The sequence below is a fragment of the Bacillus sp. FSL W7-1582 genome (assembly GCF_038593325.1).
Classification (GTDB): Bacteria; Bacillota; Bacilli; order Bacillales; family Bacillaceae; genus Bacillus; species Bacillus altitudinis.
Genome location: NZ_CP151987.1, coordinates 1 through 12,500 on the forward strand (window position 1 = coordinate 1; position 12,500 = coordinate 12,500).

Genomic DNA, 12,500 nt, shown 5'->3' on the forward strand with positions numbered 1-12,500 from the left:
ATGGAAAATATTTTGGATCTGTGGAATAAAGCACTTCAAAAAATAGAGACAAAATTGAGCAAACCTAGTTTTGAAACATGGATGAAGTCCACTAAAGCCCATTCTCTTCAAGGAGATACGCTGACTATTACTGCACCTAATGAATTTGCAAGAGACTGGCTCGAGTCAAGATACCTTCACTTAATTGCAGATACCATCTATGAACTGACAGGCGAAGAGCTCAGCATCAAATTTATCATTCCTCAAAATCAGGACGAAGAGGAAGCCATGCCAAAATCTCCAATCAAAAAAATGTCGAAAGAAGAACCCGTTGAAATTCCACAAAATATGCTGAATCCAAAATATACATTTGATACTTTTGTTATTGGTTCAGGCAACCGTTTTGCTCATGCCGCTTCACTTGCAGTCGCAGAAGCACCAGCAAAAGCATATAACCCGCTTTTTATTTATGGGGGCGTTGGTTTAGGAAAGACTCACTTAATGCATGCGATCGGTCATTACGTCATCGATCATAATCCATCAGCCAAAGTGGTCTATCTATCATCTGAAAAATTTACAAATGAATTTATCAACTCAATCCGGGACAACAAAGCAGTCGATTTCCGTAATCGCTATCGGAATGTAGATGTGCTTTTGATAGATGATATTCAATTTTTAGCAGGAAAAGAACAAACACAAGAAGAGTTTTTCCATACATTCAACACACTTCACGAAGAAAGTAAGCAAATCGTCATTTCTAGTGACCGTCCGCCAAAGGAAATTCCGACACTTGAAGACAGATTACGCTCTCGATTCGAATGGGGCTTAATTACAGACATTACCCCGCCAGATCTAGAAACGCGTATTGCGATCTTACGTAAAAAAGCAAAAGCAGAAGGTTTAGACATTCCGAATGAAGTCATGCTTTATATTGCCAATCAAATCGACAGCAACATTCGGGAACTGGAAGGTGCTTTGATTCGTGTTGTTGCTTACTCTTCTTTAATCAATAAAGACATCAATGCTGATCTAGCAGCTGAAGCCCTAAAGGACATCATTCCTTCATCGAAACCTAAGGTGATTACAATTAAAGATATTCAAAGAATTGTAGGGCAGCAATTTAATATTCGATTAGAAGATTTCAAAGCGAAGAAACGTACGAAATCAGTTGCTTATCCAAGACAAATTGCGATGTATCTCTCTAGAGAAATGACCGATTCCTCTCTACCTAAAATCGGAGAAGAATTTGGTGGACGAGATCATACGACCGTCATTCATGCTCATGAGAAAATTTCAAAATTAATCGTTGAAGATGAACAGCTTCAGCAGCATGTCAAAGAGATCAAAGAACAACTAAAATAATCAAGCTGATAAGATAAGTACGGGAAAATGTGAATAACTAGAGCATAGTCATACACAGTCTGTCCACATGTGGATAGGCTGTCTTTCCTTTCTTTCTACTGACTTATCCACATATTCACAAGCCCTACTAGTACTTCTACGATTTTTATTAAATAAATATATATACATGTCATTAAGAAAAATTAGGAGGACCACTATGAAATTCACGATTCAAAAAGATCGTCTTGTTGAAAGTGTCCAAGATGTATTAAAGGCCGTATCCTCTAGAACAACGATTCCTATTTTGACAGGGATTAAAATTGTTGCATCTGACGAAGGGGTTTCTCTCACAGGGAGCGATTCTGATATCTCAATCGAATCTTTTATTCCTCAAAGAGATGGAGATTTAGAAGTCATTACAATTGATCGACCAGGAAGTATTGTGCTGCAAGCCCGCTTCTTTAGCGAAATCGTTAAGAAACTGCCTATGTCTACTGTCGAAATTGAGGTAGAACAAAATCATCTGACCATCATCCGCTCTGGTTCAGCAGAATTTAATTTAAACGGCTTAGATGCTGAAGAATATCCGCATCTGCCACAAATTGAAGAGCATCATGCTTTTCAAATTCCAACAGATTTGCTTAAAAACCTTATCCGTCAAACGGTTTTCGCAGTGTCCACCTCAGAAACACGACCTATCTTGACAGGTGTAAACTGGAAGGTTGAAAAAGGTGAATTAATATGCACAGCAACGGATAGTCATCGTCTTGCTTTAAGAAAAGCGAAGTTGGATATTAACGAGGAAAGCTCGTACAATGTGGTCATTCCTGGAAAGAGTTTAACAGAGCTAAGTAAAATTCTTGATGATGGACAAGATCTTGTGAGCATCGTCATTACGGAGACACAGGTTCTCTTTAAAGCACAGAACGTGCTGTTCTTCTCAAGATTGCTGGATGGTAATTACCCAGATACAGCTCGCCTCATTCCGCAAGAAAGTAAAACGGATGTAGTGGTGAATACGAAAGAATTCCTTCAAGCGATTGATCGCGCGTCACTTTTAGCAAGAGAAGGGCGTAACAACGTTGTGAAGCTTTCTGCTGATCCTGCGCAAAGCCTTGAAATTTCTTCTAATTCGCCTGAAATCGGTAAAGTAGTTGAAACGGTGCAAGCAGATGACATTAAAGGGGAGGATCTCAAAATCTCTTTCAGTCCGAAATATATGCTTGATGCTTTAAAAGTATTAGAGGGAACAGAGATTCATGTCAGTTTCACTGGCGCAATGAGACCATTCCTATTACGAACGCCAAATGATGATTCCATTTTGCAATTGATTCTTCCAGTTAGAACGTATTAATTTGGTCTAAAATGGCTGCTGTGTGAGCGCACAGCAGCTTTTTTCCTCGTTTCCTCAGCTTTCTTTCATCCCAGTTCGCTTTCCCCCTTTCCTTCTTGTCTTGTTTTTTAGTACAATTAGATATTAGTGATATTGAAAGAGGTCGATACAATGCCTAATCTGATAACGATTGAAACAGAAATGATTACATTAGGGCAGTTTTTGAAATTAGCCGAAGTCATTCAATCTGGTGGAATGGCGAAGTGGTTTTTAAGTGAACATGAGGTGTTCATCAATCAAGAGCCAGATAATAGACGGGGACGCAAATTATACCCAGGTGATGTTGTCGAGATAGAAGGTCACGGCACATTTCAAGTTGTGAATTAGAAACGGGTGACAATACATGTACATTCAAAGTCTGGCGTTAACTTCATACCGAAACTATGAACACACCGAGCTTCAATTCGACAATAAGGTGAATGTGATGATTGGTGAGAACGCCCAAGGTAAAACGAACCTGATGGAAGCGATCTATGTATTGTCGATGGCAAAGTCTCATCGTACGTCAAATGATAAAGAACTTATCCGATGGGACGAAGACTATGCTAAAATAGAAGGTAGAGTCATCAAAAAAAATGGTCCACTCCCCATGCAGCTCGTGATCTCAAAAAAAGGAAAAAAGGGCAAGGTCAATCACATTGAACAACAGAAACTCAGTCATTATGTTGGTGCCTTGAACACCATCATGTTTGCACCAGAGGATCTCAGCCTTGTGAAAGGTAGCCCGCAAATCCGCAGAAGATTCCTCGACATGGAGATTGGACAAGTGTCTGCTGTCTACTTGCATGATTTATCGCTCTATCAAAAAATCCTCACTCAGCGAAATCATTACTTGAAACAATTGCAAACAAGAAAGCAAACGGATCAAGCGATGCTGGAGATTTTAACAGAGCAGTTGATTGATGCGGCAGCGAAGGTTGTCAAAAGACGACTGACTTTTACGAAACAGCTCGAAAAATGGGCGCAGCCGCTGCATTTTGGGATTTCAAGAGAGCTGGAAACGCTCACGCTCCAATACCAGACGGCCATAGAGGTATCAGAAGCGTCAGACTTGTCGAAAATAAAAAATAGCTATGAAGAATCGTTTCAGAAACTAAGAGACAGAGAAATAGACCGAGGGGTGACGCTATGGGGGCCTCACAGAGATGATCTTCTTTTCTTTGTGAATGGTCGGGATGTTCAGACATATGGCTCTCAAGGGCAGCAAAGAACAACAGCTCTTTCACTAAAGCTGGCAGAAATTGATCTGATTCATGAAGAAATCGGTGAATACCCAATTCTTCTACTCGATGATGTTTTATCTGAACTTGATGATTACAGACAGTCTCATTTGCTCCATACCATTCAGGGACGTGTACAGACCTTTGTCACCACTACGAGTGTTGAAGGCATCGATCACGCCACCCTGAAAGAAGCGGAAATTTTCAGAGTAGCCAGTGGAAAAGTAATTGACTGATAAATGAGGTGTGAGTCTTGTATATTCATTTAGGTGATGATTGTGTTGTTTCTACACGAGAGATTGTCGCAATTGTTGATTACAAAATGAGGTCATCTTCTGTTGTAGAGGAATTTCTTCAAAAACAAGAAGAACAAATCATTTCGTTGTCACAAGGGACACCCAAATCCATCGTCGTCACAACTGAATCCGTGTATTACTCTCCTCTTTCCTCAAGCACGCTCAAAAAACGTGCTTCATTTGTGATTGAAATTGAAGTCTAAAAGCTCAATTCATATAAATATATCGTTTAAGAAAAGTGTAGGTGAATGTACGTGGCAATGGAACAGCAACATAATAGTTATGATGAAAATCAGATACAGGTGCTCGAAGGACTAGAAGCGGTTAGAAAACGTCCAGGAATGTACATTGGGTCAACCAGTGCAAAAGGACTTCACCATCTTGTATGGGAAATTGTCGACAACAGTATTGATGAGGCTTTAGCTGGTTATTGTACAGACATTACAGTGCAAATTGAAAAAGATAATAGCATCACAGTGAAAGATAACGGCCGCGGAATTCCTGTTGGGATTCACGAAAAAATGGGACGTCCTGCTGTAGAAGTCATTATGACGGTTCTTCACGCTGGTGGTAAATTTGACGGCAGCGGTTATAAAGTATCTGGCGGTCTGCATGGTGTAGGGGCATCTGTTGTTAATGCGTTATCTACGACCTTAGACGTGACTGTATACCGTGATGGAAAAATTCATTATCAACAATTCAAACGCGGTGTTCCAGTTGGAGATTTAGAGATCATCGGTGAAACAGATGTAACAGGGACAACCACTCATTTTGTGCCAGATCCAGAAATTTTCACTGAAACCATTGAATTTGATTACGACACACTTGCTAACCGTGTACGTGAGTTAGCTTTCTTAACAAAAGGCGTCAACATCATCATTGAAGACTTACGTGAAGGCAAAGAACGAAGAAACGAATACTGCTATGAAGGCGGTATTAAGAGCTATGTAGAACATTTGAATCGCTCGAAGGAAGTCGTTCATGAAGAACCAGTTTACATCGAGGGTGAAAAAGACGGAATCACCGTTGAAGTTGCACTGCAATACAACGATTCCTATACAAGCAATATTTATTCTTTCGCCAATAACATCAACACATATGAAGGTGGATCACACGAAGCTGGCTTTAAAACCGGTCTGACGCGTGTCATCAATGATTATGCTCGTAAAAATGGCGTATTCAAAGATGGTGACTCGAATTTGAGCGGAGAAGATGTACGAGAAGGCTTAACAGCCATTATCTCTATCAAACATCCAGACCCTCAATTTGAAGGACAAACGAAGACAAAGCTCGGTAACTCAGAAGCAAGAACCATTACCGACTCCCTCTTCTCCGAAGCACTTGAGAAATTCCTCTTAGAGAACCCTGATGCTGCAAAGAAAATTGTGGAGAAAGGTGTGATGGCAGCTCGTGCAAGAATGGCTGCCAAAAAGGCACGTGAGCTGACAAGACGTAAAAGTGCACTGGAAGTCTCTAGCTTGCCTGGGAAACTGGCAGACTGTTCTTCTAAAGATCCTTCCATCTCTGAGCTTTATATCGTAGAGGGAGATTCTGCGGGCGGATCTGCTAAGCAAGGTCGTGATCGACATTTCCAAGCGATCTTACCGTTAAGAGGGAAGATCCTAAACGTTGAAAAAGCCCGACTAGATAAAATTTTATCTAACAACGAGGTTCGTTCAATGATTACAGCGCTAGGGACTGGAATCGGAGAAGACTTCACTTTAGAGAAAGCACGTTATCACAAAATTGTGATCATGACTGATGCTGATGTTGATGGAGCGCATATACGGACGCTACTCCTAACATTCTTCTATCGCTACATGCGTGAAATCATTGAAAACGGTTATGTGTATATTGCACAGCCGCCTTTATATAAAGTGCAGCAAGGAAAGCGTGTTGAATACGTGTATAACGATAAACAGCTAGATGAACTGTTAAAAACACTACCTCAAACACCGAAACCTGGACTTCAGCGTTATAAAGGTCTTGGAGAGATGAATGCTACTCAGCTTTGGGAAACAACAATGGATCCTGATGCGAGAACACTTCTTCAAGTGACACTTGAGGATGCAATCGATGCTGATGAGACTTTTGAAATGCTAATGGGAGATAAAGTAGAGCCGAGACGTAACTTTATCGAAGAAAATGCACAATACGTAAAAAATCTTGATATTTAGATAGGTATCCCCCCTTGAGAGCAACCTTATTTCTTGTTTGGAATAAGGTTGTTTTTCAAGAAACAGGGGCGTGAAACGAATGTCCTGGTTTTCTGCGATTCGTCGATTTTCTAGTAAATAAATGTGTATAAAGGCAAGATTATTGATATAATGGAGAATAGTCTTGTGAAGATAAATACATATTTTACTCCCACATAATTTATTTCATGTGATACGTAAAGGGAGGTTCTTATAGTGAGTGAACAACATACACCAAATGTACGCGAAGTGAATATTAGCCATGAAATGCGTACGTCCTTTTTAGATTATGCAATGAGTGTTATTGTTTCGCGTGCATTACCAGATGTGCGAGACGGATTGAAGCCCGTGCATCGAAGAATTTTGTATGCGATGAATGACCTAGGTATGACAAGTGATAAACCATTTAAGAAATCTGCTCGTATCGTTGGGGAAGTTATCGGTAAGTACCACCCTCACGGTGATAGCGCTGTATATGAAGCGATGGTTCGGATGGCGCAAGATTTCAACTATCGTAATATGCTGGTTGAAGGGCACGGGAACTTTGGTTCTGTCGATGGAGACGGTGCAGCAGCCATGCGTTATACCGAGGCACGTCTTTCTAAAATTTCGATGGAGATCCTGCGTGATATCACAAAGGACACCATTGATTATCAAGATAACTACGATGGCAGTGAAAGAGAGCCAGTCGTTATGCCTGCTAGGTTCCCGAACTTATTAGTGAACGGGGCAACTGGAATCGCTGTAGGGATGGCAACGAATATCCCGCCTCACCAACTAGGTGAAGTGATTGATGGGGTATTGGCGATTAGTCAAAATCCTGAAATGACGACACAGGAACTAATGGACATCATTCCAGGTCCAGACTTCCCAACTGCGGGACAAATCATTGGCCGAAGTGGTATTCGTAAAGCGTATGAAACAGGACGAGGCTCTATTACATTACGTGCAAAGTCAAATATCGAAGAAACATCTAGTGGTAAGCAGCGCATTGTCATCAACGAGATTCCTTATCAGGTTAACAAAGCTCGTTTGATCGAAAAAATCGCTGATCTTGTCCGTGATAAAAAGATTGATGGCATTACAGATCTTCGTGATGAATCTGACCGTAATGGAATGAGAATTGTCATTGAACTACGAAGAGACGCAAACGTCCATGTTCTATTAAACAATCTTTATAAACAAACGACACTTCAAACGTCCTTCGGTATTAACTTGCTTGCACTTGTTGATGGACAGCCGAAAGTGTTATCTCTCAAACAATGTCTTGAATATTACCTTGAGCATCAGAAAGTGATCATTCGTCGAAGAACGGCGTATGAATTGCGTAAAGCGGAAGCAAGAGCTCATATTTTAGAAGGCTTAAGAATTGCGCTTGATCACTTAGATGAGGTCATTGCCTTAATTAGAGGCTCTCAAACTGCTGAAATTGCAAGAAATGGTTTGATGGAAAACTATAGCTTGTCTGAAAAACAAGCACAGGCCATTCTCGATATGCGACTCCAGCGTTTGACTGGTTTAGAAAGAGAGAAAATAGAAGATGAATACAAAGGGCTTGTTGACTTGATTGCTGAATTGAAAGCCATTCTAGCAGACAATGAGAAAGTTCTAGAAATCATTAGAGAAGAATTAACAGAAATCAAAGAACGCTTCAATGATACGCGCCGCACAGAAATTGTGACAGCGGGTATAGAAACAATCGAAGACGAAGATTTGATTCCTGTTGAAAATATTGTGATCACACTGACTCATAATGGTTATATTAAGCGCCTGCCTGCATCAACATACCGCAGTCAAAAAAGAGGCGGTAAAGGTGTACAAGGAATGGGAACCAACGAAGATGATTTCGTTGAACAGTTGATCTCAACATCTACGCACGATACGATTCTCTTCTTCTCTAATAAAGGGAAGGTTTATCGAGCGAAGGGCTATGAGATCCCTGAATTCGGACGAACAGCAAAAGGGATTCCGATTATTAACCTTCTTGAAGTAGAAAAGGGAGAGTGGATAAACGCCATTATTCCAGTCAGCGAATTTGATGAAGATTCGTATCTCTTCTTTACAACAAGACACGGTGTATCGAAACGAACGTCATTGTCTCAATTTGCAAACATCCGTAACAACGGTTTGATTGCACTCAGCCTACGTGATGAAGATGAATTGATGGCTGTTCGTTTAACCAATGGTGAAAAACAAATTATCATCGGAACGAAAAAAGGAATGCTCATTCGTTTCGACGAGACAGATGTTCGTGAAATGGGACGTACAGCAGCTGGAGTTAAAGGGATCACACTTTCTGAGGATGACATCGTCGTTGGAATGGAAATCCTTGAGCCAGATGCAAACGTATTGATCGTAACTGAAAAAGGTTATGGTAAATTAACGCCTGAAAAAGAATATCGTGTCCAAAGCCGTGGTGGTAAAGGTCTGAAAACATGCAAGATCACTGACAACAACGGTCCGCTTGTTGCAGTGAAGGCGACTAACGCTGAAGCTGAAGAAGACTTGATGATTATTACAGGTAGTGGTGTCATCATCCGTATGGCCGTTTCAGATATCTCCACAACAGGCCGAGTCACTCAAGGTGTCCGCCTGATCCGTCTAGGTGATGATGAACATGTCGCTACAGTGGCATTAGTAGAACAATCACCAGAAGACGATGAAGAGAATAGTGAAGAAAACGTAGAAAACGTAGAAAATGTAGAGTCAGATCAAGAGCAATCTGAGTAAAAATAAAGCCGGTTTTTCGCCGGCTTTATTTTTTTTTGAAAAAACATGATTTTTTTTGAAGTTTATAATGCTTTTTTCATAGATATGTGTTAACCTTTCAAAGGAGCAAAAAGAGGCTCTATTTTTTATCTCTTTCATAACAAAAACTTCTTAAAAAAATAAAATGTTTTTCAAGAAAAATGTTGACTATTGATAGAGATATATGATATATTTAAGTGGTCGCTTTGAGAGAGTGACAAACAAGTTCTTTGAAAACTAAACAAGACAAAACGTACCTGTTAATTCGAGTTTTTATAAAAAATCCTATGATACATCATAGGTAGTCAGTCAAACGCTGACGAAAAACAAAACTTCGGTTTTGTACTTTTTCGGAGAGTTTGATCCTGGCTCAGGACGAACGCTGGCGGCGTGCCTAATACATGCAAGTCGAGCGGACAGAAGGGAGCTTGCTCCCGGATGTTAGCGGCGGACGGGTGAGTAACACGTGGGTAACCTGCCTGTAAGACTGGGATAACTCCGGGAAACCGGAGCTAATACCGGATAGTTCCTTGAACCGCATGGTTCAAGGATGAAAGACGGTTTCGGCTGTCACTTACAGATGGACCCGCGGCGCATTAGCTAGTTGGTGAGGTAACGGCTCACCAAGGCGACGATGCGTAGCCGACCTGAGAGGGTGATCGGCCACACTGGGACTGAGACACGGCCCAGACTCCTACGGGAGGCAGCAGTAGGGAATCTTCCGCAATGGACGAAAGTCTGACGGAGCAACGCCGCGTGAGTGATGAAGGTTTTCGGATCGTAAAGCTCTGTTGTTAGGGAAGAACAAGTGCAAGAGTAACTGCTTGCACCTTGACGGTACCTAACCAGAAAGCCACGGCTAACTACGTGCCAGCAGCCGCGGTAATACGTAGGTGGCAAGCGTTGTCCGGAATTATTGGGCGTAAAGGGCTCGCAGGCGGTTTCTTAAGTCTGATGTGAAAGCCCCCGGCTCAACCGGGGAGGGTCATTGGAAACTGGGAAACTTGAGTGCAGAAGAGGAGAGTGGAATTCCACGTGTAGCGGTGAAATGCGTAGAGATGTGGAGGAACACCAGTGGCGAAGGCGACTCTCTGGTCTGTAACTGACGCTGAGGAGCGAAAGCGTGGGGAGCGAACAGGATTAGATACCCTGGTAGTCCACGCCGTAAACGATGAGTGCTAAGTGTTAGGGGGTTTCCGCCCCTTAGTGCTGCAGCTAACGCATTAAGCACTCCGCCTGGGGAGTACGGTCGCAAGACTGAAACTCAAAGGAATTGACGGGGGCCCGCACAAGCGGTGGAGCATGTGGTTTAATTCGAAGCAACGCGAAGAACCTTACCAGGTCTTGACATCCTCTGACAACCCTAGAGATAGGGCTTTCCCTTCGGGGACAGAGTGACAGGTGGTGCATGGTTGTCGTCAGCTCGTGTCGTGAGATGTTGGGTTAAGTCCCGCAACGAGCGCAACCCTTGATCTTAGTTGCCAGCATTCAGTTGGGCACTCTAAGGTGACTGCCGGTGACAAACCGGAGGAAGGTGGGGATGACGTCAAATCATCATGCCCCTTATGACCTGGGCTACACACGTGCTACAATGGACAGAACAAAGGGCTGCGAGACCGCAAGGTTTAGCCAATCCCACAAATCTGTTCTCAGTTCGGATCGCAGTCTGCAACTCGACTGCGTGAAGCTGGAATCGCTAGTAATCGCGGATCAGCATGCCGCGGTGAATACGTTCCCGGGCCTTGTACACACCGCCCGTCACACCACGAGAGTTTGCAACACCCGAAGTCGGTGAGGTAACCTTTATGGAGCCAGCCGCCGAAGGTGGGGCAGATGATTGGGGTGAAGTCGTAACAAGGTAGCCGTATCGGAAGGTGCGGCTGGATCACCTCCTTTCTAAGGATATATGGAGCAGCGTACGTTTTTCGTCTTGTTTAGTTTTGAAGGAACTTGCAAAAGTTCCTACAACATCATATCTTCGATATGAAAGATGGGCCTGTAGCTCAGCTGGTTAGAGCGCACGCCTGATAAGCGTGAGGTCGGTGGTTCGAGTCCACTCAGGCCCACCATCTTCTATTAAATCGGGGCCTTAGCTCAGCTGGGAGAGCGCCTGCCTTGCACGCAGGAGGTCAGCGGTTCGATCCCGCTAGGCTCCACCAACGTGTTCTTTGAAAACTAGATAACAATAAGTAATACATTCACATTGAATGCAATGCAAAGTTCATCACACATAGTGATTCTTTCTAAAGTAAGAAATGGTTAAGTTAGAAAGGGCGCACGGTGGATGCCTTGGCACTAGGAGCCGATGAAGGACGGGACGAACACCGATATGCTTCGGGGAGCTGTAAGCAAGCTTTGATCCGGAGATTTCCGAATGGGGAAACCCACTGCTCGTAATGGAGTAGTATCCATACTTGAATACATAGAGTATGAGAAGGCATACCCGGGGAACTGAAACATCTAAGTACCCGGAGGAAGAGAAAGCAAATGCGATTCCCTGAGTAGCGGCGAGCGAAACGGGAACAGCCCAAACCAAGAGGCTTGCCTCTTGGGGTTGTAGGACACTCTATACGGAGTTACAAAGGAACGATATAAGCGAAGAGGTCTGGAAAGGCCCGCCAAAGAAGGTAACAGCCCTGTAACTGAAATGTTGTTCTCTCCAGAGTGGATCCTGAGTACGGCGGAACACGTGAAATTCCGTCGGAATCCGGGAGGACCATCTCCCAAGGCTAAATACTCCCTAGTGACCGATAGTGAACCAGTACCGTGAGGGAAAGGTGAAAAGCACCCCGGAAGGGGAGTGAAATAGATCCTGAAACCGTGTGCCTACAAGTAGTCAGAGCCCGTTAACGGGTGATGGCGTGCCTTTTGTAGAATGAACCGGCGAGTTACGATCCCGTGCAAGGTTAAGCAGAAGATGCGGAGCCGCAGCGAAAGCGAGTCTGAATAGGGCGCATGAGTACGTGGTCGTAGACCCGAAACCAGGTGATCTACCCATGTCCAGGGTGAAGTTCAGGTAACACTGAATGGAGGCCCGAACCCACGCACGTTGAAAAGTGCGGGGATGAGGTGTGGGTAGGGGTGAAATGCCAATCGAACCTGGAGATAGCTGGTTCTCTCCGAAATAGCTTTAGGGCTAGCCTCAAGGTAAGAGTCTCGGAGGTAGAGCACTGATTGGACTAGGGGCCCCTACCGGGTTACCGAATTCAGTCAAACTCCGAATGCCGATGACTTATCCTTGGGAGTCAGACTGCGAGTGATAAGATCCGTAGTCGAAAGGGAAACAGCCCAGACCGCCAGCTAAGGTCCCAAAGTATACGTTAAGTGG

The 12,500-nt window shown here is 43.3% G+C and carries 7 protein-coding genes, 2 tRNA genes and 2 rRNA genes (1 of these 11 running past the window's edge); all 11 read left to right on the forward strand.

From position 1 onward, the window contains the following. Entirely contained in the window at positions 1-1,341 is a 1,341-nt protein-coding gene (dnaA, locus tag NSQ11_RS00005) for a chromosomal replication initiator protein DnaA (protein WP_008347594.1), read from the forward strand. A gap of 196 nt (positions 1,342-1,537) precedes the next feature. Then, complete coding sequence (gene dnaN / locus NSQ11_RS00010) at positions 1,538-2,674, forward strand: DNA polymerase III subunit beta (protein ID WP_008347596.1); 1,137 nt, start codon at positions 1,538-1,540, stop codon at positions 2,672-2,674. Between the two features lie 150 nt (positions 2,675-2,824). Next, entirely contained in the window at positions 2,825-3,040 is a 216-nt protein-coding gene (gene yaaA, locus NSQ11_RS00015) for a S4 domain-containing protein YaaA (protein WP_008347598.1), read from the forward strand. Positions 3,041-3,056: 16 nt separating this feature from the next. Continuing rightward, positions 3,057-4,169, forward strand: coding sequence for a DNA replication/repair protein RecF (recF, locus tag NSQ11_RS00020; protein WP_007497487.1), 1,113 nt, complete (start codon positions 3,057-3,059; stop codon positions 4,167-4,169). Between the two features lie 17 nt (positions 4,170-4,186). Next, on the forward strand, positions 4,187-4,432 hold the full coding sequence (locus NSQ11_RS00025) for an extracellular matrix/biofilm biosynthesis regulator RemA family protein (protein WP_008360920.1): 246 nt from the start codon (positions 4,187-4,189) through the stop codon (positions 4,430-4,432). Positions 4,433-4,489: 57 nt separating this feature from the next. Next, positions 4,490-6,406: a DNA topoisomerase (ATP-hydrolyzing) subunit B gene (gene gyrB, locus NSQ11_RS00030; protein ID WP_025206585.1), complete on the forward strand. Its 1,917-nt coding sequence runs from the start codon at positions 4,490-4,492 to the stop codon at positions 6,404-6,406. Positions 6,407-6,640: 234 nt separating this feature from the next. After that, complete coding sequence (gene gyrA / locus NSQ11_RS00035) at positions 6,641-9,154, forward strand: DNA gyrase subunit A (RefSeq protein WP_335357869.1); 2,514 nt, start codon at positions 6,641-6,643, stop codon at positions 9,152-9,154. A 365-nt stretch (positions 9,155-9,519) separates the two neighbouring features. After that, positions 9,520-11,068: ribosomal RNA gene (locus NSQ11_RS00040) — 16S ribosomal RNA — on the forward strand. Positions 11,069-11,164: 96 nt separating this feature from the next. Further along, a tRNA-Ile gene (locus NSQ11_RS00045) sits at positions 11,165-11,241 on the forward strand. Between the two features lie 14 nt (positions 11,242-11,255). Beyond that, a tRNA-Ala gene (locus tag NSQ11_RS00050) sits at positions 11,256-11,331 on the forward strand. A 98-nt stretch (positions 11,332-11,429) separates the two neighbouring features. Next, positions 11,430-12,500 (forward strand): 23S ribosomal RNA (locus NSQ11_RS00055); it runs 1,860 nt beyond the window's last position. Together the 16S and 23S rRNA genes with 2 tRNA genes alongside form the textbook arrangement of a ribosomal RNA operon.